At 49.9% G+C, this 23,971-nt stretch carries 24 protein-coding genes; 17 read left to right on the forward strand and 7 right to left on the reverse strand.

What is annotated here, in order from left to right; genetic code table 11:
* Positions 1 to 82 precede the first annotated feature (82 nt).
* A complete protein-coding gene (locus C5Y96_RS17005) occupies positions 83 to 2,512 on the reverse strand; it encodes a hypothetical protein (protein WP_105355741.1) in 2,430 nt (809 codons plus the stop codon).
* A 299-nt stretch (positions 2,513 to 2,811) separates the two neighbouring features.
* Entirely contained in the window at positions 2,812 to 4,842 is a 2,031-nt protein-coding gene (gene tkt, locus C5Y96_RS17010) for a transketolase (RefSeq protein ID WP_105355743.1), read from the reverse strand.
* A gap of 342 nt (positions 4,843 to 5,184) precedes the next feature.
* On the opposite strand from tkt, the gene C5Y96_RS17015 reads away from it, so the two are divergent.
* Positions 5,185 to 5,406 (forward strand): SlyX family protein, encoded by a 222-nt coding sequence (locus tag C5Y96_RS17015; protein ID WP_105355746.1) that lies wholly within the window; start codon positions 5,185 to 5,187, stop codon positions 5,404 to 5,406.
* Between the two features lie 36 nt (positions 5,407 to 5,442).
* Here the strand turns inward: C5Y96_RS17015 and C5Y96_RS17020 are convergent, their stop codons facing one another.
* The gene (locus tag C5Y96_RS17020; RefSeq protein WP_105355748.1) at positions 5,443 to 6,624 is read right to left on the reverse strand and encodes a hypothetical protein; all 1,182 of its coding nucleotides are present in this window, start codon (positions 6,622 to 6,624) and stop codon (positions 5,443 to 5,445) included.
* Between the two features lie 571 nt (positions 6,625 to 7,195).
* Between C5Y96_RS17020 and bcp the strand changes: the two genes are divergently transcribed.
* On the forward strand, positions 7,196 to 7,672 hold the full coding sequence (bcp, locus tag C5Y96_RS17025; protein WP_105355750.1) for a thioredoxin-dependent thiol peroxidase: 477 nt from the start codon (positions 7,196 to 7,198) through the stop codon (positions 7,670 to 7,672).
* Between the two features lie 482 nt (positions 7,673 to 8,154).
* Positions 8,155 to 9,465, forward strand: coding sequence for a tyrosine-type recombinase/integrase (locus C5Y96_RS17030; RefSeq protein WP_158261275.1), 1,311 nt, complete (start codon positions 8,155 to 8,157; stop codon positions 9,463 to 9,465).
* 790 nt (positions 9,466 to 10,255) lie between these two features.
* Here the strand turns inward: C5Y96_RS17030 and C5Y96_RS17045 are convergent.
* Together C5Y96_RS17045 and C5Y96_RS27430 are read right to left on the reverse strand one after the other, a co-directional pair.
* Positions 10,256 to 10,459 carry a hypothetical protein gene (locus tag C5Y96_RS17045; RefSeq protein WP_105355759.1) on the reverse strand — a complete coding sequence of 68 codons (204 nt, stop codon included), beginning with the start codon at positions 10,457 to 10,459 and terminating at the stop codon, positions 10,256 to 10,258.
* A gap of 290 nt (positions 10,460 to 10,749) precedes the next feature.
* Complete coding sequence (locus C5Y96_RS27430) at positions 10,750 to 10,911, reverse strand: hypothetical protein (RefSeq protein ID WP_158261276.1); 162 nt, start codon at positions 10,909 to 10,911, stop codon at positions 10,750 to 10,752.
* A gap of 293 nt (positions 10,912 to 11,204) precedes the next feature.
* On the opposite strand from C5Y96_RS27430, the gene C5Y96_RS17055 reads away from it, so the two are divergent.
* The 10 genes from C5Y96_RS17055 (at position 11,205) to C5Y96_RS17090 (ending at position 16,843) form a co-directional block, all read left to right on the forward strand.
* A complete protein-coding gene (locus tag C5Y96_RS17055) occupies positions 11,205 to 13,193 on the forward strand; it encodes an AAA family ATPase (RefSeq protein WP_158261277.1) in 1,989 nt (662 codons plus the stop codon).
* Positions 13,194 to 13,664: 471 nt separating this feature from the next.
* Positions 13,665 to 14,573, forward strand: coding sequence for an RICIN domain-containing protein (locus C5Y96_RS17060; RefSeq protein WP_146115700.1), 909 nt, complete (start codon positions 13,665 to 13,667; stop codon positions 14,571 to 14,573).
* Between the two features lie 174 nt (positions 14,574 to 14,747).
* Positions 14,748 to 14,894, forward strand: coding sequence for a ribbon-helix-helix protein, CopG family (locus C5Y96_RS27110; RefSeq protein ID WP_114322188.1), 147 nt, complete (start codon positions 14,748 to 14,750; stop codon positions 14,892 to 14,894).
* Positions 14,891 to 15,028, forward strand: a complete 138-nt coding sequence (locus C5Y96_RS27435) for a hypothetical protein (protein ID WP_158261278.1) — start codon at positions 14,891 to 14,893, stop codon at positions 15,026 to 15,028. The genes C5Y96_RS27110 and C5Y96_RS27435 overlap by 4 nt, the downstream gene beginning before the upstream one ends.
* A complete protein-coding gene (locus C5Y96_RS17065) occupies positions 15,025 to 15,303 on the forward strand; it encodes a hypothetical protein (RefSeq protein ID WP_146115701.1) in 279 nt (92 codons plus the stop codon). The genes C5Y96_RS27435 and C5Y96_RS17065 overlap by 4 nt, the downstream gene beginning before the upstream one ends.
* Before the next feature lie 19 nt (positions 15,304 to 15,322).
* Positions 15,323 to 15,619: an HNH endonuclease signature motif containing protein gene (locus tag C5Y96_RS28160; protein WP_114322189.1), complete on the forward strand. Its 297-nt coding sequence runs from the start codon at positions 15,323 to 15,325 to the stop codon at positions 15,617 to 15,619.
* Complete coding sequence (locus tag C5Y96_RS17075) at positions 15,606 to 15,833, forward strand: hypothetical protein (RefSeq protein ID WP_105355772.1); 228 nt, start codon at positions 15,606 to 15,608, stop codon at positions 15,831 to 15,833. Before C5Y96_RS28160 ends, C5Y96_RS17075 begins: the two co-directional genes overlap by 14 nt.
* 17 nt (positions 15,834 to 15,850) lie before the next feature.
* Positions 15,851 to 16,003, forward strand: coding sequence for a DUF2158 domain-containing protein (locus C5Y96_RS28165; protein ID WP_409994426.1), 153 nt, complete (start codon positions 15,851 to 15,853; stop codon positions 16,001 to 16,003).
* On the forward strand, positions 16,000 to 16,479 hold the full coding sequence (locus C5Y96_RS17085; protein WP_105355777.1) for a hypothetical protein: 480 nt from the start codon (positions 16,000 to 16,002) through the stop codon (positions 16,477 to 16,479). The genes C5Y96_RS28165 and C5Y96_RS17085 overlap by 4 nt, the downstream gene beginning before the upstream one ends.
* Positions 16,466 to 16,843 carry a hypothetical protein gene (locus C5Y96_RS17090; protein WP_105355779.1) on the forward strand — a complete coding sequence of 126 codons (378 nt, stop codon included), beginning with the start codon at positions 16,466 to 16,468 and terminating at the stop codon, positions 16,841 to 16,843. The genes C5Y96_RS17085 and C5Y96_RS17090 overlap by 14 nt, the downstream gene beginning before the upstream one ends.
* Before the next feature lie 452 nt (positions 16,844 to 17,295).
* On the opposite strand, the gene C5Y96_RS17095 is transcribed toward C5Y96_RS17090, so the two are convergent.
* Both C5Y96_RS17095 and C5Y96_RS17100 read right to left on the reverse strand, forming a co-directional pair.
* A complete protein-coding gene (locus C5Y96_RS17095) occupies positions 17,296 to 18,354 on the reverse strand; it encodes a helix-turn-helix domain-containing protein (RefSeq protein ID WP_105355781.1) in 1,059 nt (352 codons plus the stop codon).
* A gap of 25 nt (positions 18,355 to 18,379) precedes the next feature.
* Positions 18,380 to 19,174: a hypothetical protein gene (locus C5Y96_RS17100; RefSeq protein WP_199188724.1), complete on the reverse strand. Its 795-nt coding sequence runs from the start codon at positions 19,172 to 19,174 to the stop codon at positions 18,380 to 18,382.
* Positions 19,175 to 19,228: 54 nt separating this feature from the next.
* Here C5Y96_RS17100 and C5Y96_RS17105 point away from each other — a divergent pair, with 54 nt between their 5' ends.
* The 4 genes from C5Y96_RS17105 (at position 19,229) to C5Y96_RS17120 (ending at position 23,780) form a co-directional block, all read left to right on the forward strand.
* Positions 19,229 to 19,696, forward strand: a complete 468-nt coding sequence (locus C5Y96_RS17105; RefSeq protein ID WP_105355784.1) for a phage terminase small subunit P27 family — start codon at positions 19,229 to 19,231, stop codon at positions 19,694 to 19,696.
* Between the two features lie 113 nt (positions 19,697 to 19,809).
* Positions 19,810 to 21,486 (forward strand): terminase large subunit, encoded by a 1,677-nt coding sequence (locus C5Y96_RS17110; protein ID WP_105355786.1) that lies wholly within the window; start codon positions 19,810 to 19,812, stop codon positions 21,484 to 21,486.
* 13 nt (positions 21,487 to 21,499) lie between these two features.
* Positions 21,500 to 23,161 carry a phage portal protein gene (locus C5Y96_RS17115; protein ID WP_105355789.1) on the forward strand — a complete coding sequence of 554 codons (1,662 nt, stop codon included), beginning with the start codon at positions 21,500 to 21,502 and terminating at the stop codon, positions 23,159 to 23,161.
* A gap of 4 nt (positions 23,162 to 23,165) precedes the next feature.
* Positions 23,166 to 23,780 (forward strand): HK97 family phage prohead protease, encoded by a 615-nt coding sequence (locus C5Y96_RS17120; RefSeq protein ID WP_105355791.1) that lies wholly within the window; start codon positions 23,166 to 23,168, stop codon positions 23,778 to 23,780.
* Positions 23,781 to 23,971: the final 191 nt, after the last annotated feature.

Consider the following 23,971-nt stretch of genomic DNA (forward strand, 5'->3'; position numbering starts at 1 on the left):
CAGAGCGTGGTTACTAGCCCATTTCCGCTCTTAACCCTCTCCCCCGAGGACGGGGGCGAGAGAAACGAATAAGAAGACTCACTTACGAGTCCCCGTCTTTCAGGCCCAATCGCGATAGCCAATTCCCTTTGCCGGCTTTGTCGTTGCCTGGTTTCGGCGGGGCGGCCTTGGATAGCCTGGCCTTTTCCGACTCGAGCTGGTTGATCTTTTCTTCGAGCTCTGCCCGATCGCGAGCAATTTTGGCTCGCTCGACCGAAATATCGACTTCGGCCTTCCGCAGCTTTTCTTTCCACTGCTCTTGCAGCGTCTTCAGGTTCTCGCGTTCCTGGGCGATCAGTTCGTCCTGATCCAGCATCTGGGCGATGGCATGGGCCCCGTGAGCGACGCCTGCGTCGTTGCTGCTCGACTCTAGTTGTTCGAGCTGCTCGCGCAGTTCCTCGATTTCACGCTGCTTGGCCCGGACAGCGGCGTGACCGTTGTCGATTGCTTCCTGAATCGAAAGCTTCTCGGCGGCCTCTTCCTCGTCGTTGTCGTTGTACTCGGCTTCCAGCTGGGCCAGCATGCGGCGTTTGGTTGCTTCCCAGTCGCTGCCTGAATCGTCGACGACTGTTCCGCCTGACTTCTTCGCCTTCTCGAGATCCTTGGCCAGCTGGGCGTTCTCTTTCTTGAGATCTTTCAAATCGTCCAGGGTCAGTTTCAAGCGACTTTCCAACGACTGCACGCGTTCGTCATCGGGCAGTTCGCCGGATTCGATTTGATGCTTGAGATCGCTAACCTTGTCCAGCAGCGAGTCCCGCTCCTGGCGAAGCTGGGCGAACGCTTCGTCATCGGCACCGCCGCCACCATCGGTTTTGAGTGACTCGTTTTCCTCGCGAAGCTTGACTGTCTCTTCTTGTAGCGATTCGACCTGACGACGTAAGCTGCCGACTTGTTCGCGGCTTTGTTCGTGATCGGAACGGGCCTGCGACAAGGCAACCTGCGATGCCGCCAACTGGCTTTCGAGTTCCCCTTGCGCTTCGTCGATCTGTTTCTTGAGCGACTCGTTTTCGGCTCGCAATTGTTCTTGCGAATCGCTCAGCTCGCCATGCTCGCTCTGACGCTTCTCGAGCTTTTCGGCCAGCTCATCCCGCTCGTGCTTGAGGTGCTCAAGCTCTTGCTCCAGGTGGGCCAGGGCTTCGTGCGACTCGTGCGAGTTTTCCAGCTCGCTGCGGGCCTGATCGCGTTCGCTTTCGATTGCTTTGACCTGTTCTTGCAGGGCTGAAAGCTGCTGCTCTTTGGCATCGAGCGTCTTCTTGAACTCGGCTTGCTGGGCTTCCAGTTGGCTGCTATCCGCGGCGGCGGCGTTGAGTGTTTCGATCTGCCCTTCGAGCTGTTGGACCTGCTCGGAAAGCTTTTGACGTTCGGCTTCCAGGCCACTGACCGAGGCCTGGGCTTCCTGCAGCTGCGTCTGCAGTTGGTTGCTATCGGCCGCGGCGGCATTGAGCGATTCGATCTGCCCTTCCAACTGCTTGACCTGTTCGGCCAGCTTCTGACGTTCTTCTTCGATTCCATTGACCGAAGCCTGAGCGGACTGCAATTGCGTTTGCAGCTGGGCGATTTGTTGCCCTTGCTCCGAATCACTTTCCGAGAGTCGGGCATTGGCTTCGTCGCGCTGCTGTTCGGCGAGCTGTAGCTTGCTGGTCAACTCGTCGGCCCGCATTTTCTCTTCTTGCAGGCGACCTTCCAGATCGGCGTTTTGCGAGCGAGTAGTATTGATCTCTTGATCGAGCTGCGACTTCTCGGCGGCAATCGCATCGAGCTGGTTCTTGAGCTCTTCAGAACGATTCTGTTCGCTGGTGAGTTCGGCCCCCAGTTCGGCGACACTGTCACTGCTGGCCTGCGATGCCTGGCGGGCCTCGTCGAGTTCCGAACGCACACCATCGCGTTCTAGCGTGACTTGGGCGAGTTGCTTTTCGAGATCCGAGATGCGAGCGTTAAGCTGGTTCTGCATCTCTTGGGCCGCTTGGCCGTTCTGCTGAGCGGCCTGAAGATTCTTGAGTGCTTCGCTATGCTTGGCTTGTTGATCGAGAATGTCTTGTTGCAGCGAAGCCTTGGCTTCGTTGGCGGCACGAAGCTCGGACTGAAGTCGATCGCGTACCGATACTAATTCGTTACGCTCGTGATCCCACGCTTGGTGATTACCCTTTTGCTCTTCAAACTTGCGTAACTCGGCCTGGAAGGCCTCTTTCTCCGCGTTGAGCGCATCGATGGACTCGGCCAGTTGCGACGACTGACTTTCGAGCTGCGAATTGGATGACTCAACTTCCGACGTACGGCTATTGAGATGGCTTTCTTTTTCGAGGAGCCCTTGCGAGATCTGCTTCAGTTGCCGCGAAATGCTTTGCTCGATGTCGCTAATTCCCTGGCGATGACGCTCCAGGAATTCGCGCGCACGCTCCCGCTGCAAGGAGGCTTTGCTCGCAATCTCTTCCAAGTTCGCGATGTCTTGAGGGTGAGAATTTACGCCGTCCATGTCCTAATCGATTTCATTAAATGAGACGTGTCCACAACTTCTTGCGTTTCTCATGCCCCTTCCACGCTGCTGCCAATCTTCTGCAATGCTGCCAATCGGTTGCGCGGAGCGGCCTACTGTTCTATAGGTTAGTACCTGCGACGGGTCAAAAACCTGAGGCAGTCTGCGGCAAAGTGCAGTCCCTCGCCAGCGACAACCATGCCGCGTTTGCGACCTGTAACGGTTACTCCGGCGCATGAAAAAAGCCCCCTCCACAAGCAGAGGGGGCTTTTTCGTGTTTTAATTCGTTGCGTCGGCAACTACTTGTTGATCGACTTCTTCGCGGCTTCGACCACGTGATCGGTGGTGATGCCGAAGTAAGGGAACAACTCTTCGGCCGGGGCACTGGCACCAAAGCTCTTCATGCCGACGAATTCGCCCTGGAAGCCCAGTACGCGATCCCAGCACTGACGAAGACCAGCTTCGACGGCGACGCGGGCAGGCACCTCACACGGCATGACCGATTTCTGGTAAGCGGCGTCTTGTTCGTAGAACAGTTCCAAGCAAGGAACACTAATCGCACGGGCTTTAACCCCTTCGGCGGTCAGCTTTTCGTAAGCTTCGATGACCAACGACAGTTCGCTACCGGTACCCATCAGCAGAACTTCCGGCGTGCCTTCACAATCGGCGATGACGTAAGCCCCCTTGGCCGATCCGCTGGGGCAAGCGTACTTCTCGCGATCCAAAGTCGGCAGGTTCTGACGCGTCAACACCAGCACCGAAGGACGATCGGTCAGCTGCATGGCAGCCTTGTAGCACTCGCTGACTTCGTTGGAATCGCCAGGACGGAACACGGCGACGTTCGGGATCGCGCGAATGGCCGCCAAATGTTCGACCGGCTGGTGCGTTGGACCGTCTTCACCAACACCGATCGAATCGTGAGTGAAGATGTAAAGAACCGGAGCACTCATGATCGCCGACAAACGCAGCGAAGGACGCAGGTAATCGCTGAAGACGAAGAAGGTCGAGACGTAAGGACGCAGACCACATAGGGCCATGCCGTTGCCGATCGCAGCCATCGCATGTTCGCGAATACCGAAATGGAAGTTACGTCCACAGTAGGTGCCCGCCTCGAAGTCGCCAGCACCCTCGAAGGTCAGACCGGTTTTGGTCGACGGCTCTAAGTCGGCCGAACCACCCAAGAGACCAGGCACCTTGGCGGCAATCGCGTTCAGGACCTTACCGCTGGAAACACGCGTGGCGATGCCTTTGGCATCGGCGGGGAAACTTGGGATGTCGGCATCCCAACCTTCAGGCAGTTCGCCCGACATGATCGACGACCAGGTAGCGGCCTTTTCAGGGCTGGCCTTCGTCAGCGCGGCGAAGTCTGCGTCCCACTTGGCCTTCGCTTCGGCACCGCGAGCCCCCAGATTGATGTTGAAGTCTTCGTACACTTCGGCAGGAACCTCAAACTTGCCGTAGGTCCAGCCGTAGGCTTCCTTGGTACCGGCGATTTCTGCGTCACCCAGTGGAGCACCGTGAGCACCGTGCGTGTTGGCCTTGGTCGGAGCACCCCAGGCAATGATGCTATGCACGACGATCAAGGTTGGCTTGTCGGTCGTCTTCTTGAATTCGGTGAAGGCCTTGTCCAGGGCGCTGATATCGTTGGCGTCTTTGATATCGATGACATGCCAGCCCATCGCGCGGAACTTGCCGGGGATGTCTTCAGTGAACGCCAGGTCGGTGTCACCTTCGATGGTGATCTTGTTGTCGTCGTAAATCCAGCACAGGTTCGACAGCTTCAAGTGACCGGCGGTCGAAGCGGCTTCAGTGGCAATACCTTCCATCAGGTCACCATCGCTGCACAGAGCGTAGGTGTCGAAACCGAACATCTCGCCGAATCGAGCGGCCTGCCACTTTCCGGCGATAGCCATACCGACGCTGTTGGCAACGCCTTGGCCGAGGGGACCGGTCGTGGTTTCGATGCCGGCAGCTTCGTGAACTTCGGGGTGGCCGGCACATGGGCTGTGCAGTTGGCGGAAGTTACGAATGTTTTCCAGCGTGATCGAAGGTTCGTTCGAACCGTCGGCCTTCTTCACTCCAGCAACATGCAGCGTGCTGTACAGCAGCATCGAGGCATGTCCACACGAGAGGACGAAGCGATCGCGGGAAGCCCAGTTGGGGTTGGCCGGATCGTACTTCAGATGCTTGTTCCAGATCGTATAGGCGATGGGGGCCAACGCCATTGGCGTGCCAGGGTGTCCACTGTTGGCTTGCTGAACGGCATCCATAGACAAGGTACGGATGGCGTTGATCGACAATTGCTCAATACTGGTCGTGGAGGTAGACATATTTCGTTCGAGACTCTCTAGCCAACATAAAAACGGAAATCGCAGATCACCGAGATCTGACAGAGCCCCCTTGGATCGCTCTTAAAATAAGCGAATTTTGCCCTGGTGATCCCGCTGCGACGCGGACACACAAGTCAAGCATTTTAAATGCAAAAGAACGCATAAGTCAACGCAACGGTCGCCCCCCCATGGGTTTGCGAATCGTGGTGGTGCCCTGTTAAAGCGGTCCAGAATCGATTTGAATGAAGTTAATGAGAAGCACCACCCCAGAAATAGGACTCGAAGGTCCCTAAAGGGGAGTTAAAGACGGGAATCTTCCCCCATCTCGAAAGTGGGCCCAGGATGCTAGAAGAAAACGTTGTCGAAAGAATTACAGCACTTGAAGAAAAACACGCCCACCATGAACGCATCATTGCGGACCTGAACGAGGTCATTCTCGACCAACAGAAGCGAATTACCCGTCTGGAGTCGTTAATCCGCCGGGCGGACGATCGAATCGAACGGCTGAGCGTAGCAATAGAACAGCCTCGATCGGCAGAGGACGAGCGTCCTCCGCACTACTAATCAGAGAGCCAACCATCGAAAATTTGGCCAGGGTGCTTATTCGTCGTCGAGCGCGTCGCTCAACATTCCCTTCACCGAATTCATCACTTCAGAAACATAGGCCGTGATGAGCAGGGAGTATTCGTTGAACTCCTCGACGGTATCAATCAACTCACCATCGAAAACCAGTTCGATTTCGGTCTCGAATAGCTCTTCATCCTCGAGAACGATCGTCAGGACGACTTCGCCCTCTTCAGCACCTTCTTCATCGCTAAGCGAGGCACCACCCGTGACGCGATCGATCTGGATGCCGCCCCAGTTAATGCCGCCAATCATGATCTCAAAGACGTCGTTGGCACCGGGCAGAATGATACCGACCTGGAACTGATTCAGGTTGAATACCGGCGGTTGAGGAGGCGGATCGCCGTCACCACCACCTGAACCACCGCCTGGACCGATGACCACACCACCGCCAGGGCCGGTTGGCTCGATCCATGCTTCAGGGTAGTTGGTCGGGAAGGTGATGTTTTCGTCGAAGTAGGACTTGCCGTAGTTGGCGATAAAGTGGCTGAAGTCAGCCAGCCCCACAGCGTACGACTTGTTGAAGTCGGCGAACCACTTCATTCCGTCGGTGCCCGATTCGGTCGTTTCGCCGTATACCTTAATGAACTGAGCGAAGTCGGCGATGCCAATCTTTTGATCTTCGTTCAGATCGTAAATGACCGGCAAGATGCCCAGTTCCGGCATCGTATCGGCCACGGCAGTTACCTGCTGGTCGGCGGACATGGCCGCGATATTTTCCGATGCGAGTTCCAGCGAATAGGGTCCTACGCTACCGGTGGCGAAGTCCATGCGGACGTTATCGCCAAACTGCGGGACGGCCTGGAAGTGAATCCTGGCAAAGAGAACGCGATCGGTGTCGGTTAGCGAAACGCCGGACGAAGTGGCATGGATGTCGCGAACCTGGCCGGCCTGATCATCGAGCTGGAAGGTACCTTGGCCATCAAACGAGCGACCGAATTCGACATCGACCGCTGAAGTCAAATCGGTGCGATAGCCGAGGTCGAGCTTCATGTCTTGAATATCGATCGGCTCTTGCCCTTCACCACGCAGCCAGACTTCGACCACGAAGCGATCCCATTCATGGGTGCGGTCCATCGTTTCCGGCAAGGCATGGGTACGATCAAAGAACTGATCGTCGGGACGCGTTTCATTCGAGAAAACAGCGAACTCTACCATCACAGCAGAATCACCGGCCAGAAGATCCCTGCGCTCCAATAGCTGGAGCGACGACCTTCGCCGAGAAATAGCATTCGACCTGATTTGACGAGAATTCATCCGCCTCTTCTCGAAATCACACGGCTTCGATCACATGCCGCTTAGAGCCTGAATCAGGCAAGGGCTTGTGACCAAATGGATTTTGTATGGGATAGGAGTTGGTTTGATCACGGGCAATCAAACCAGGGAGGGATTGGCTCGTTCCGATTTAGGGGTAGCAAATCGAGCAAGCCTCCCCCAATCCACCTTGGGCCGCTTGCCGGCAATCGTCGTATCGCGAGTTGCCCCTTCGACGTACGACAGCTCATTCGCTATTCCAATTGTTATATACAACAAACAACCCTAAAAAAACCAATAAGTGTCGGAATCATTCAAGTTTTTAAATGGATTCTCCGACATCTCGTTTGACTTTTTGATATGGTCGTTTGCGCGTAAAGCAGTTTGCGGTTCATGACTTAGGTCAATTACTGACTGCGCCAAATTCCATACTTTGAGGCCTTTCGCCTCACTATAGCCCTAAGGAGTTACTTTAATGGCAGAATGGGTTGAAGCCGGCTCGAAAGCCCCCAGTTTTACATTGACAGCCGACGATGGTTCTAAGGTGAAACTTGCCGACCTCAAAGGCTCGATCGTCGTCCTGTACTTCTACCCGAAAGATGACACGCCGGGCTGCACAAAAGAGGCTTGCGCTTTTCGTGATCGCCAGAGCGAGTTGGTAAAACACGGCGTCAAGGTACTTGGGGTAAGCCCCGACGACAAGGACAGTCACATCAAGTTCAAAGAAAAGTACCAGCTCAACTTCCACCTTCTGGTCGACAAAGACCACCAGTTGGCCGAGAAGTACGGAGCCTGGCGCGAGAAAAACATGTACGGCAAGGTCAGCATGGGCATCCAGCGCAGCACGTTCCTGATCGATGCTGAGGGGAAAGTGGCCAAGGTCTGGAAACGCGTCCAGGTAGACGGGCACGACGAGAAAGTGCTTGAAGAAGTGGCCAAGCTGAAAGGGTAGTCAGCCCTTAGACACAGCCATAAAAAAACGGAACCCATGTACTTGGGTTCCGTTTTTTGTTGAAAGTGGGCGATACAGGACTCGAACCTGTGACCCCTACCATGTCAATGTGGCGAACATAGCGTTTTTCCCGAGGTTTTTTAATGCATTGTACCTAATCAGGCTCCCATTTTCGATCAAATTAGGTACAAAACATTGGGTACAGACCACTACCACCGTACCCAATTCAAATGTGTACCTAATGCCGGGAGCCCCCCATGATGAACTACGCTGAATATTGCAAAGCCAACGGCATCCCGTTGGAACTATCGCCACACAAGCCAAGGAACTATTGGAAGAAATACATCGGTGGAAAAACGGAATACTTCAAGCATCCCTTGACCGAAAAGGGCTATGGTGCCGCTCTCGAAGAATACGTTCTGCTCAAGGCGAAACTAGCTGGGGAACGTCCCAACGCCAAGACATACCATCTACACCAGCAGTTGTTCGGCAAGATCGTCGAATATTACGAGGCTTTCGGAACACCAGCCGATGAGCGAAATCTCCACCGAGATGTAAAGAAGTTTCTCGGTTTCTTGGAGGAATGCCTCGCCCAGCCACATCTCGACGACAGAATTCCAGTGATGCTTTTCTGCCAAGATCACCCAACCTTCAAGGCGGAATTTCTGGAAACGCCATACACCTCACTAGGTTCTCCAATCTACGAGCTTCCGACGAAATGGAAGGATCGAATCGCACGAATGGAGCCTGCCAAATTGGACAAGGTTCCTCAGACGATTGAACACTGGGTTGAGGCGTATCTAAAGCGAGTCGATGCTCGGATTGAAAAAGATTCGGCCAAGAGCCGTCGATACAAGATGGCAAACTTCAAGAAGTACGCAGACCTCCAGTCGCATATCTCGGTGATCGACAATAAATATGTGGAGACCTACCACCGACACGTTGAGCAAAGTTCGGTCGTCAGAGACACCAAGATCAGCTACTTCGAGGCTTTCAAAATGATGACCAGATGGTGTGGACGACAAGACGACTGTGATCTTGTGACTCCCACGAACCTCGATAGCAGAGAGTACACGTTCACCGAACCCATGGGGACTGGCCGCAAACGGATGCAGAAGAAGAAACTTCTGTGGACCAAGGAAGAGTTCGATGTGGCTCTCAAACTTCCAGAACCATATCGCTGCTATTGTCTCCTCATGTTGAACTGCGGCTTTCGCCATAAGGACATTTCTGAGCTTCAACATGATGACCTGCATTTGAACGAGGGCAGGATCGTCATCCAAAGGAATAAGCTAAAGCAACAGGCAACGGCTCCGGTGATCTGTTACCCGCTATGGCAAAAGACAATCGAGGCAATTGTCGCAGCAAGAAAGAACATGCCTTCTGATCGGGTCTACGTGTTTCGCAACGAAGACGGTGGACCTGTAGAGGGTGCGCTAAAGACATGGTGGACCAGAAACAAACACGATCACAATCTGGGGCATAAACGCCTCGACATGCTCCGCAAGACTGGCAGTACCATCATTGCTCGATTCAATCAGCATCTTGACGAGATGTACCTTGGAGAGACCCTCAGCACGACCACCAAGATTCATTATTCATTTGCCGATGGCGAACCCAATCATGATCTTGATAAAGCCATTGCTCATCTAGGAGCCCAATTCGGGCTTGCAGAGGAACCAACCCAGACGGTTGAACTTTCTGCCGATGCACTAGAGATGCTTCGTCGTATCCAAAAAAGTGGTAAGATTACTAAGGAAGCAGCAGCGGCATTGAAAGAACTGAATCTATGATCGATCCAGAGTTACAGCGCAGAGACCCGGAATTCAAGCGTAAGCATGACGAGCTACTGCGAAGATTTAAGCGTGAAGCAAACCGAGAAGAACTCACCTTGTGGATATTACCGCTCGTGGTGTTTGTCGTAATCCCATTAATCCTCTCCATAAGCCTACTTACCCTTATCAATATTCTTGTAGATAAATAGTCAATCAAGTGCCTTCACGTTCCTCCTTGATCTTCCTAACAGTGGCTTCAAATTCCTTGAGTTGACGACGAAGAACATCATCGTGTGAGTCGCCAAAATTCCCGAATGCTCTGATGTAACTGGCGACCTCATCACTAATACGGATCGTTACACTCACTTTTCCTCCTTCAACACAAAACGGGAATCGATGATTAAGCCGGTTGGCCCTAATCTCTGGTAATACACGGCTTGGGAGTTTTCCCAGCAGTAGTTGTAGGCAAATTGCTCGCCATCGATCTCCACCGTTTGCATCAATCCTCCATAACAACGTTTGTAATCTGCTACGGATCGGCCCAAGCGGCGACTATGCCGCTCGACCGAATCCCATACACAGTTTTTTCTTCGTCAATCTTCTGGTTCGCCATATTTGGCAAGTGACTCAATTGTGTGTCTGATGCTGGCATCTGTTGCCTTGAACACTTGGTCCTCTGTTAGCTGCCAATTGTCACAAAAACCATAGAATGTCTTTTGATCTGGTTTTGTCTCGCAGTGAGCACAGCAGTGTAGGTAATATTGCAGCATCGTGGTGTTACGACCGGGCCAGCTAATCTTTTCGTTTATCATGACACCACCTTCTTCGATGCCAATTCCATTTGTTCTAGCCCGTTGACGAGTCGTTTCATCGACGCCAAACGTTTCAAAAACATTCCTCGTTCGGCATCCACTGGAATTGATGGTGTATCAGATAGCTCTGCAATCTCGGTTCCTGCAAGCCGTATAAGATCAGACAATACATGGATTGCCTTCTGTTTGTTTGGTGTCACTCTTCTTCTCCTTCGTCGGCCAAATCTTTCGGGCCGAAAATCACACCCAGTAGTGTGATCGGCTCCACGAAAAACAATGAACGTGGAACCGATACACGGCTGGTGCAATGTCCTCGCATCTTATCCGATTTTTAAGATTAGCGCAAATAGTTTTGATTCTCTTTACGACTGCGAGCAATGCTTGCAGATTTGGGTTTTACAACCAAATTTTGGGGTGTACATCCAAGTTTTGATCGCAACAAAAACCTTTGCAAACAATCCGCATATTGTGTTATATTATCGTCTCGACATCACAGGCGATTCATTCGCCGTAGGATGTCGGCGAATGTCATATTTGCCGGGTCTTCTAGCCTGCGACCATGCAGATATTCGTGGCATTCTTTGCACACCAGCATGAGGTCATCCATGTGATTTGCCTCGTCGTAAATGTGTGCATAGGTGAGATGATGCATGTGGTCGCCACGATCCTCTTGGCAATCGTTTGCGGAACATCTCTCGCATCTACCTGCTGCCTGCTGCACCTTTGCACGACGTATGGCTCGCCATTCGTCGCTGCCTAGATAGTCTTCATATTTGCTCATGAAACTATCTAGGTAGCGACGTGCAAATTTTTCGTTAGAAAATTTGCAACGACGTACTACTTAAGAAATGGATGGTCCATTGACCATCCATAAAAAAGAACGCCACGAGGTGTGATTCGTGGCGTACGATGCAATCAAAAATCCAAAGACAGAAAGGAATTCAAATGTCTGATAGACATGATACCCAAGATAATCTAGTAGCGCAAGCCGAAAAAATTTCGGCCACAAAATTCAATGTGTGCAAATCTCTGTTACTACAGGGATACAACCTCATTCCTTCATTCGGCAAAAAGCCGCTTGTGGAATGGAAGAAATACCAGACCAAGCGAGTGAAGGTAAGCGAGGTCAAGGCATGGATGAAGAATCCATGGGAACAATCACCGATCAACTGGCTTTTGTTGACCGGTCATTGTCCATATTCCACAGCAATTGGTGTTGCAATCGTCGATGCCGACGATGAAGAAGCCGTGGCAATTGTGGAGAAACATTGTCCACATACACCGCTCACAATCACCACCAGCCGTGGCAAACACTTTGTTTATCGGATGCCAAAAGAACATGTGGCATGTCGAGGGAAAACCACCATTGCCGGGACAACGTACAATCTCGACATCAAGGCAGATGGTGGTTACGTGGTCACTCCCGGTAGCCAACATCAATCTGGCCACATCTACCGATCTAGTCAGCCGTGGACACAGGAAGTTCTCCAAGCATGTCCTGTGTACGATCCTTCTTGGATTCCGCATGAGACAAAGGAATCTGATTTAGAAGGACATGGAGAATACACAGATCACAATGATGCTTTGCAATTGGTTGAGATGCCAGTACATGTAAGAAAGCTCCAAGCAAAGCAATGGCTTTCTTGGCAAAAGGGAGCGGCGGTTGGTGGATCATCTTGCAGCGGATATTGCCTCAAGCTGGCAATCATTCTTCTGTGGGAATTTGGCCTGCCGGTCGATGATGCCGAAGAGCTTCTGTACGAATGGGGTCAGCGAGCAGATCAACTAGATGAGAACGGGAATTGGTATCCTTGGAGCGATTCCGAAATCAGACACAAGATCAAATCAGCAATTGCCAAATCTTCCAAGATCGGCAGTCGCCTCGACTATGATGCTTGGATGTATCATCGACTTGAGCAGTCGTCGATCATCTCTTACTTCGAGATCGATGATGTCGAAACCGCAGAACAGGTTGCTACCGAACACGACAAAACAAAGATTCACTTCTTCGGAATTGGAGACGTTGTGGCAAACGCTGCAAACCAGAAGGAAGACTGGGTTGTTCCCAACTGGCTAGAATTCGGCTCTTTAGGAATGCTCACCGGTGATCCATTTTCTGGAAAATCCTGCATAACAGCGGAACTGACCGCAAGCATCTGTAAATGGGGCAAGTTCGGCCCCTACGATGTACCTCGTTCTCCGGTGTTACTAATCGACATGGAAAATAAGGACAGGATCATTGCCAGACGACTCGAAAGGGCGTTAGAAGACGACTACGACGCATTACGTGGCAGGTGGAGCCGTGTACATCTTCCAGAGGATGTACTCCCATTGGATGCGGGCAGAATCGAATCGCTCATTTGCCACTACAAAGGTCAGGTCGGCCAGCAAAAGCCATTAGTTATTATCGACACCTTTCGTTCCGCTTTTGATGCTGACGAGATGGATGTGGCATCATGCAAGCAATTGCTTTACCCACTTCAGCGAGTCGCACAAAGACAAGATGCGGCAATTCTCATTCTCCATCATCGACCAAAATCAGGTGCCAAATACAGCGGTCAGACAGCGATCCCCGGTGCCTTAGATTATCTCTGGATGTGGGACAGCGATCCAGAAATAAGACGTGCAAAATTATCTCTGGTTGGAACACGTGGCGATTTGCAGGAGCCATTGGAATTTGAACTCGACGAGGTAACCCAAAGAAATATCTGGGTCGATGCCACGAACGACGACCAATTGGAAAGTCTGGTACGAGGTGCGTTGAAGAATGGAAGGTTAATAAGCCAGAAGGAACTAGTTGCGGAGATTCGCAACGGTTGGCTGGGGACACCACCGGGAGAAAAGAAAACCCGTGGTTTGGTCCAAACTCTTGTAGGACCATTGCTATATCGTGAGCGTGATGGTCACGGTTGGCGATACGGATTGATGGCGTGACCTGTTGCCAAACGGGCTGCCAAACGGCTTGCCATTCGACATCATTTGACGTGGCAAAAAGCCCTGTTTTTCCGGGTATTTATGCCGTTTGGCGGTTGGCACCCCCTTATATCCGCCAACTTGCCAAACGGTCGTTTTGCCACCCCAGCCCCCTCGTCATGCCACCCCTGTCTAAGGACAGGGGGTGGGCAATGCCGAATGGGCGTGCTGACCCCTCATCTTCCACCACTGGCTTCCCTGTATCTTGGGGATACGCAATGGTGCCGACTGCTCCCTATTGCAATAAATAGAACGCAACTCGACTATTTGTCACCGCCTATTGGTCGTATGGACTGCCAAGTGAAGTATTAAGTTTATTGAAGATTCATAAGGCAAACACAAAAAAATTCTTGCAATAACAGATCATTTTCCATACCTTCGTGTGGATCGCAAACCATACCATCACAGAGGCCATCACAAATGAGAATGCAATTGAACGCTACCGTACTGTTTTTTATTCTGTTCTCACTCTATTGCACTGCGAATGCTGAAGAATTCGTTATAGTGCAGGATAAAGTTGACCATGCCTTCGAGCATCGAGAGGAGGCACGAGAGCTTGGCGGCAAAAAGGAATGGACTGAGAAGATTGCAAAGTCTGGGTGGACTTTATACGACTACACGGTTCACATAATTTCCAAGCGTGGACCGGGAACTAGCGCAAACTACAGTGTGAGTGACGACGTAATCGTCGTAGATGGACAAACGGGATACGAACACTTAACTGGTGAAGGAGGAAACTACAAGGCAGTCGTACATGCAGTATTTATCAAGCCATATAAAACGGCTCAAGTTAACGTCAGTTCGTTCTCGGGTAAGCTCTCACTCACGGGAAGCACAGAAGACGAAGATGAATTTGCCGAAATGTCAAAATCCATCATGAACGCCCTAGCTGCAAATATTTCAGCCGACAAGATTGCGACTGTAACCGACACTGCGCTGGATGCAAATGGAGGTAACGGAAATCTATATCTCAATGATTCACCAGACAAGAATAACGCAAATCATCTTTGGAAGACAAAAAAAGTAGGGCAATACAACATGATCCTTTCCAAAATCGAAGGAAAAGCCCTTGATGCAAATGGAGGTACTGGAAATCTATATCTAAACGACTCACCCGACCAAGGTAATGCTAATCATCTTTGGCGTTTAAAGAAGGTGGGTAACAACTTTATGATAATTTCTAAGGTTGCCAATAAAGCGTTAGATTCAAATTCGGGTGGGGCTGGAGACCCTTATTTGCACGAGAACCCTGAAAGCAATAACCGCAATCATTTGTGGAAATTCGTTGACGCATCTGATGGCTTCAAAATCATCCAACCTGTCCACAGGAAGTACGAGTAAACACTGTCTTTGCGGCGGTTTAAGAAGACACCGACTAAATACCGCTTGACTGGTAAGATTTACTACCCTTGACCCTCTGCAAGATCGTTTCTCGCAGAGGGTCTTTTTATGGATTTCTGCAAACTTTTTGCCAATTTCCTCACGGTTCTTACTACATAAGAAAAGGAGGAATACATGCCGAGAAAACACAGCACAACAACCATCACAGTTGCCATCAGCAAAGAACTAAAGGACGAAATCAAAGAAGACGCAGATGCCAAAGACATGACGCTCTCGGAATTCATGAGATGGTTATTCATCTCATGGAAGGAGCAGCAATGAATCAATGGCTCAAAGCTCGCAAGCAAAAGGAAATCATGAAAGAACTGTCCGAGTGGCAGAGGAACTTTCTCACCAAGATCATCGGCAAGACTGGCAATCGCTACCAATGGGTAGCGAAGGAGAGTGGAGAGTGATGGCCGAGGGTAAGTGGACAAACACCAGCATCTCCATGACACCAGAAATGCTCGATGACATCCGCAGGGAAGCCAAACAAAAAGGCTGCTCTGTATCTCACGTGATGCGCACAGGTTGGATGTATTACCAGCATTTTGGATATCCAGCCGTTATTGAATATGAACAGGACTCGTCCAGTCTCCATGCTGGTCTCGTGATCGGTGGTCTGATCGGTCTAACCCTTGGCTCCATATTCGGTCTCGTCGGTGGCTTCGTCTGGGGGTCATGTGGCTAACAAAATTCCAACACATCGCATGGTTCCAAATCGATACGAGCAAAGCCAACAACGTAAGGAAGACCGAGCTTTTTACTCGTCAGCGAGATGGCAGCGATGCCGAAAACGATACATACAACAGCAGCCTCTTTGCGAGTGTGGATGTGGTGAAATGGCAACCGAGGTCCATCACAAAATTGATCGCAAGGAACGACCAGATTTAGCCTTCGATTTTGACAATCTCGAAGCCATGACAAAGCCATGTCACTCCCGTATTACGAGGGAGCGACAACTCGAAAAGAAATCATCAAAGAAGGAGGAAGATGGCAACGTTTAGAAAGAACGAAAAAGACGAGATTGAATTCTTCGACATTGTTCCGAACACACCACAACCGTGTTCACTGGCGATCATAAGCCATTTACTGAGATATTCCGAAGAAGGCAAGCTTGCTCCATATCGAGTGGTGGTGACAACGACACCAGAAAATGAGCTTGTCAATAAACAGCATGTGAACATCATGTTCATCAAAGAAAAGGAGGGGGGCAATTGAATCTGAAAATTGGCGATGTGGTCAGATTGAAATCAGGCGGACCACAGATGACCGTTGACCACATCGAGAATGATGATGTGCATGTTGCTTGGTTCGACGGTCGAAAATGCAAGAGAGTTATTCTCACAGAAATTATGCTTTGCCTCGTCAACGAACAGGAGGACGAATGACAGAACTTGGATCACTTTCTATCAAATTTGATTACGATCCCAATGAGGCTCAATACTTCATAAATGCAGAAGAAAGAACGATCACCTTTCTCGTCAATGGTCAAGCCATTGTCTGTGAGTACCAAGGTACACCAGAACAGTTCTTGGCAATGCTTGACGACAAAATCGCAAATGAACTATCTGGCGATAAAGATGGATTCACGCTCAAAGAAATGAGCCCAGATACACCAACCAACATTCTTGAAATCCGTGTTGCCTTGGGAGAAATCGGTGAAGAGATCACCGACATCGAAGAAAGGATGGAGCGTGTTTGGAAACGCTTCGAGATTCCCGACGATCCTGACCACGTGAGGGACTTTGACGCAGAACTGTATAACATCGTCGGTGATGTGGAGAACATTGCACGCATGACATGCGAAATGTCAGCAAAGATCGAGAAACGAAGAAAACAATTGGAGGACCGTGAAGAAACCTAATGAAATCAACATCGGTGGAGTGGTCTACAAGATCACTTACACCAAGGACAGAGTAAAGACAGATTTGGACAAACGATCACAGTTGTGGGGGCAAATATGCTACCACACGAGGACGATTCGTGTTTTTGAGGGTGAGAACGATCACACACGGCAACCAATCGACCAGTTCCACGTTCTGCTACACGAGGTCATTCATGGCATCATTCGGCAACATGAATTCCTTGAGCATTGCATCAAGGACCGTGATTCAGAAGAAGTGATTGTCGATCAAATCGCTTCGGTTCTTTCCGACACCCTTGTCCGAAATGGTTGGTTCAACCTCGATGATTGGGATGGAACACCGAAGAAAGCGAGGGGCAAATGAGACACATGAATAAGGAGGGTGTTTGAACCATTTCTGGCAGCCCAAAAAATATGGAATGAGCGGCAACATTACGTTCAATGATATCGTTGGTTTGGAAGGCTCAATCGTTGAAGTCTTCGACCAATCCATTCCACAGGTGTTCTCCGATGTTCCGAGGAACCCACTGCATGAGAGCAGGCAGGAGGCAATCAATCATTGCCTAGCGTACCCAACACGAAGACCGACGAACGATCCAATAGAAGCGATATGTTACCGATCACGGCTGATGTCGAAGCAATTAGCACGGACACGTTTATCCATGGGAGGAATCACGATCAGGGACATCATCGGCGTATGAGATGACGCCCCTCTCCCCGTGCTGGGGGAGGTATGGGGGTCGATTTTCTACGGCCCTAGATGACCCAATACGCCGTGGTATGTGTAGTTTTTTCGTGCCGAATTGGGCTTAGGGGTTAACGCCCATGCAGTCTACAGAGCTTGTCATGAATCTCCTGTTCGAGTCTGCCATCACCCATGTTTCGAAGCTCGACTTCCTCACCCACATTGTTCTGGCTAATTGGGCGAGCCAACAAGGTTAGTTCTGCTACTCTAGCTTCCAGCATTGAATTGAGAGAACCCCGAATTGGATGCGTTGGAACTTTTGACTTCAATCTCACGTTCACCGTCAAGAGTTGCGTCGGCAAGATTACGGCATTCGGATTTCCAACCACGATTCCGCTTTCAAGCGAACCGTCGCTGTCGATTGGCTTCCAATTGCTGTGTTCGGAGATGTTCTTGACATGAATCCCCCAATGGGTCGCAATTTGGAATGTGACATTTCTGATAAACAACTGTAATGTCATTTCCACATAGTAGTTTGCTGTGTGGTCCTCAATTTTAGGAATGACGAACTGCCATCCTTCAATTCGAAGAACAGTGCGAGTGACTCGATTTCTCAGATTCTCAAGGTGGTAGTGTGGAGCTTGCTCAGATTTGTCTCCCTGCCGCCAGTAATAAACAAAGTGTTTGTCGTCGTAGTTCGTTTGATGGGGGGCGGTATCGCTTTTTTCGATGATCGCAACGAAAATCGGGTCTTGTGCTTTATCTCTACGATTGACCCTCACCACCTTAAACTGAATTAGATTCGGCATTACGGACTTCGACACAATGCCGTTAAGGTAGCTCTCCATCGCATCCATAGTTTTGAGAGAATCCCAGCCATCGATGTTGTAAGTATAGTCATAGCTTCTGTCGGGTTTCATCTCGGAACGAGACTTGATGACCTGCCCATTCTCCCTGTCAGTGAGCGTTTCCGAGACACCGAAAACAAGGTAGCCACCTTCTGTATTCGCAAATGCCGACACCTCACGTGACACCTTCGCCTTTAGTGCGTTTGCATTTTTTGAATACTCGCCTCTGGCTTTGTATTCCCAGTGGACGTTTTCCCCTATGGTTTGAATGTAATCCAGCAGAGACTCGGCATCTTCAAAATCGGTGATATTGAACGAAGGGTCAGGTTTTCTGTCAGGCATGGCGATTTAGCTTCTGTTCGTGGTACTACTTAGGAGCGACAACTACTTTGACATGAAGCCCGTCAGTTGTCTTTGAGAGGTCGTTTTCCATGCCTCTAGCATTATTGACGTAACCGCTCGGGTCATAGACGAAACAAATCAATGTCCTGTAGTCGGGATGTGAGCGGTATCGCTCGATGTCGATAATCAATTCTTCTCCCAGCTTCTTATCTGTTAGAGACTTCCGTGTCTTTTTGCATTCCACAACAATGCGTTCGGACTTGAGCAAGAAGTCTATTCGTGACGCTGCTCCTGCATGACTGGGTGTCCACTCTTCTGGTCGCACATCTTCAAAGTGGAGCAACAAGAGTGCATGAAGCAAATCTTGTACATCGTATTCGTCCTCGACATCGAGGGTAGCTCGGTTATTGTATCGCTTTCGCAATTGCCTACATACTGAATGAAATCGAAGACAAATCTCTGTAACTACTTCAACTGCATCGATACGAATCTTGGTGTTTGTCGCAGGAAGGCCGAATGTATCGATATTCCACTTCAGATTTTCGAGCATTCGTATTGCGGTAAGAACATGGTTCCGAAAATCCCGAACTTGGTGAATATGCTCAACCCATATTGGTGCATTCCGAAATTCAGGATTGATGCGACTCCATGTCTTAAAGGCAACGACTTGCTTTGACTCCGATCCAAATAGTTGGGTTACGACAAGATCACATTTGTGGGACCATGCATCTAGCCCAACTTTGCTCTTTTGGACTTCTTCGCCCTCTTGCATCAAATCGTCGAGCATCTGCTTGGCTTTTTCGGGAGTTGGACGATCCAAGAGCAAGTTCTCCATTACTTAGCGAAAGCGAGAGGCATTGCCATAGATAAAGGTATGGCAAAAGGCAGAATTCCCAAACCGAAACAAATCAACGACCTGAAGGGCGATACCCACAAAAGGAGACGGCATACCGTTGAGCCGAAGGCTCCTTCTGATCTGCCACAATGCCCCAGTTATCTCGGAGACATTGCTCAAAAGGAATGGGTTCACGTGACAACTCAACTCAAACAAATGGGGCTTTTGTCCACGGCTGATACGACCGCAATTGCCATGTATTGTGCCTCCTTCGAGAGATGGCAGCAAGCGTGCGAAACACGCAAGAAATGCGGGGATTTCATCAAAACCCCAAACGGGCACATGCAGCCGGGGCCATGGATGTCCCAAATTCGGCAGGCTGAAGATAGTTGCCGCAGATGGCTTATTGAATTCGGCCTTACACCGGCAGCCAGAAGCAGAATGGCAATTCCTAAAGAAGCAGCAAAGAGTTCTGTTCTTTCGTTTGCCAAAAAGAAATCTGCATAACTAGATAAGATTGTCCTGTAAGTACCGTGGAAAGCTCTTGCTGGATAGCCTAACGACACCTCAAGCAACTTTGCTTGAGGTGTTTTTTGTTGCCGTCGTCCTAGATACACACGATGGCAAAACGAAGAAAACTAGTTCCGAAACAATACATCGTCACCGATGCAGACCGCAAGGCAATCAAAGAAGGTTGCTGGTTCGACCAAGATGCAGCAGATCATGTCTGCGACTTCATTGAGACATTCTGCGTATACACAAAAAACTTCGATGATGAACTCGTCGGCCATCTAGTTGTATTGCTGCCTTGGCAACGTTGGTTTCTCTCCATGTTGTTTGGATGGAAACGCAAAGATGGAAGACGAAGGTTTCGGGCGGCTTCAGTGTGGATTCCTAAGAAGAATGGAAAGACCACGCTTTGTGCTTGGGTAATTCTTTACCTTTTATGTGCAGATGGTGAACCGGCAGCAGAGGTCTATTCTGCCGCAAATTCGCAGGTACAAGCACGTGAAATTTGGAAGGAATGCAAACACATCATCGATGACTCCCCAGAATTGGCGGAAGTTCTGGAACATGCCAAGTCAACAAGCCGTGTTACATACGAAGCAACACGTTCCTTCTATGCCGCAATCTCTAGCTCCCCAAAAACCGCAGAAGGCTTAAACGCTTCTGGTGTCGTCGTCGATGAAGTTCATCGATTCGACAAACCAAGAGATGAAGACTTCTTCAATGCCCTTAGATGGTCTGGCAAAGCAAGAAAGAATCCCCTCTTCATCACGATTAGCACGGCTGGCGTGTTCGATCCCCAATCAACCGGTTGGAAACTTTATAAAGTCGCCAAGGACATTCTCCAAGGCATCAACACGCAGACCGACATCCTGCCGCTTGTGTATGAGGGAGACCCAGACGACAACTGGCACACGACCACACCAGATGGAAAACCTAACAAGGACTGTGAGAAGGTTTGGAAGAAATCGAATCCTTCATTGGGGATCGCAATCGACATCGATGATTTTAGAAGTGATGTCGAAGCCATCGAACAAAACCCAAGCCAACTATCTGCATTCTTACGGTACAACTTCAATCTGTGGCAATCTTCGTCCATGTCTTGGATCACCGATGACCGGTGGATGACCTGCCAAGGCTCGACCAATCTCTCGCAAGAACAAATTGATTCCATGCGATGGACCGCTGGTCTGGATATGGCTCGCACTATCGACCTTACAGCATTTGTTCTCGTCGGTCGTGATGACGAGAACGACAAGACTTATGTAATTTGTTTCTTTTGGTGTAGCAAGGAGCAGGCATCATTGCGACAGAAACGAGACCAAGTGAACTACGAGACTTGGGCAAACGCTGGATTAATAAGAACCCACGAGGGTGAGGTCATCGATTACAACAAGGTTCGTGCAGACATCTTGAAAATATGCGAGACCTACCCTGTCGAGAAAATCGCCATTGACCGATTCACGGCAAACGCCACCGCTCAACAATTACAGGACGACGGTTTACCGGTGGTCTTCTATGGCCAAGGCTTTAAAGACATGTCTCCTGCCGTTTCCGAGGTCGAGCGTCTGATCTTCTCCAAGGAACTTGTTCACGACAACGCAGTTCTTCGTTGGATGATGTCGAATGTGGAGATAGTCACCGACGATGCAGGAAACGTGAAATGCTCTCGTAAACGATCACGAGAGAAGATCGATGGTGTTATTTCTCTTTGTATGGCGGTAGGTGTGGGAATGGAGCCGGAAAAGAAAAGGTCGGTCTATGAGGACCGGGATATTTTCGTGGTGTGAACATACATAAGGCATGTTCAACATCTTTAATTGGTTCCGCACAGCTACAGAAAAACCGCAGCAATACAGCGATTTCGGCGAACGTTTGGCAAATGTTGGAGGTAGCGTTTCCGTTACCGAAAAAACGGCCATCAATCAGGTCAATGTTTTTGCATGTATTCGAGCAATTTCCGAGACGATGGCAACCTTACCATTCCCTGTCTACAGTCGCTTGGAGAATGGTGGCAAGGATCGTCTGCGAGATCATCCGGTTAATCGGATTCTCAATCTCACGTATGACGGAGAGGGTGATTCCATTGTCTGGCGTGATGCCATGATTGGCCATGTTCTCGGATGGGGAAACGGTTATAGCGAGATCGAGTTTACTCGTGGTGGCGAGGCTTTAGCTGTTCATCTTGTGCCGCCAAATAAAGTAAAGCCAGAACGAACCAAAGCTGGGAAAATCCAATACAAAGTCGAAGACTCTTTTGTGCCTATTCCTGCATCGAAAATGCTCCACATTGCAGGACTTGGTTTTGACGGCGTTCGGGGTTACTCGCCTATCAAGATCGGCAAATCAGCCATCACTCTTGCAATGAATGCTGAGCAATTCGGTTCTACATGGTTCTCAAATGGCTCACGTGGTCAAGCTGTCTTGCGACACACAGAAACCCTAAGTACCGAAGCACAGGCTAGATTAAGAAATAACATTGAACATATCCACCAAGGACCAGAGAACGCTCACCGGTTGTTGATCCTTGAAGAAGGCATGAGCCTAGAACAACTTGGTGTTCCACCAGAGGACGCTCAATTTCTCGGAACACGACTATTTCAACTCCAAGAAATCTGTCGTCTCTATCGAATCTCTCCCGTTGTCGTACAAGAACTATCACGTTCAACATTCAGTAACAATGAACAAGAGATGATCTCTTTCGTGGTCCATACATTACGCCCATGGTGTAGACGATTCGAGAACCAAGTTAACAGAAAGATGTTCTCCGAATCGGAACAAAAACATCTATTCGCTGAACATCTAATTGATGGGTTGCTTCGTGGTGATCGCTCCACACGTGATGCTTCCTATGCAGTTGGTCGTCAATGGGGCTGGTATTCGGCAGATGATGTCTTGGAATTGGAAAACAGAAACCCACTTCCTGACGGACAGGGAAAACAATATCTCGTACCCGGAAACATGATCGATGCCGCTTCATTCGTTAAGAAGACTGAAGAGGAACCAACACCACCGGCACCAGTGGAGGAACCGCAGGACGATTCCCAAGAAGAACCACAACACGGGGAATCGACCGACGATACGACTGACAACACCGAAGCCGCACAAGCTTCCTTGGATTGTGTGAGAGACAACATCGACAGAATGCTTCGTCGTGAGGTGGAATCCATGCGGAAGGCATCACGCAAACCCAACGAATTTCTCAACTTGATGGATGCGTTTTATCAGAACCATCATCTCATGGTTTTCAGGGCCGTCATGCCGTCGCTAACCGCTCTAAATGCCGTGACGGGTCAAACATATAGCATCCATGATCTGACGGCCCAAATCGTTGATACGGGCCAAAATGAACTATTGGATTTGAGCGGTACGGTCGAAGCCGATGAATTGCCCGAAGCCGTGGAACAATGGGCCGAATTGAGGCTGGGAAAAGCCAATGAAATCATAGCCCAACTGGCTACATAGAGGCATGAACAATATAGAACACTTCTTCTCAACGACCGAACTCACCACAGAAGCTAAGGACAATTCACCGGGTACGATCTCGGGTTATTTCCACAAGTGGAACACACTGTCTCATGATCGTGGTGGCTATCGTGTGGTGTTTCGCAAAGGATCATTCTCCAACATCACCGATGGCGATATCAAAGCGTACCGAGATCACGATTACAACATTTATCTCGGGAGAACAGCGAACACCACGCTTCGCTTATCCGAGGACGATGTAGGTACTCCTTTTTCCTTGGACCTTCCCGACACGACCCATGGCCGTGATACCGCTGCATTGATCGAGCGGGAAGATATCGTGGGAATGTCCTTTGGTTATGTTCCCGATAAATACCGCTGGAAGAGGGAAACACAAGGACCGGTACAAGAGCATTTTTCTGGAACCCTCGTCGAGGTCTCTCTCGTGTTCAGTCCTGCGTTTCCAAATACGAACGTACAGAAGAATCATCTCTATTCGCTTAACGAGCCAAACCCCGAGTTTTTGGAATCATTGCAGGAATTTCTAGGGACACCGAACAGAAATTTTGCATTCAGAACTTTGCAACTGATGAAAATTTCGCAACACAACACTAAATAAACAGCAGAAGAAGGAAGTCGTAAGCTCCCATTTTCAAACTGTTACCAAAACTCGACGGCGAACTTGGCATGCTCCCCAAAAACTGGTCCATGTGTTATGAGAGTCTAGAGGCCAATTTCGGCCAAGGAGACTCCCATGACCAAGAAGCGTAAACGACGTAGTCCCGAACAGATCGTTAAAGCCCTGCAAGA

Source organism: Blastopirellula marina (assembly GCF_002967715.1).
In the GTDB taxonomy this organism is placed as follows: domain Bacteria; phylum Planctomycetota; class Planctomycetia; order Pirellulales; family Pirellulaceae; genus Bremerella; species Bremerella marina_B.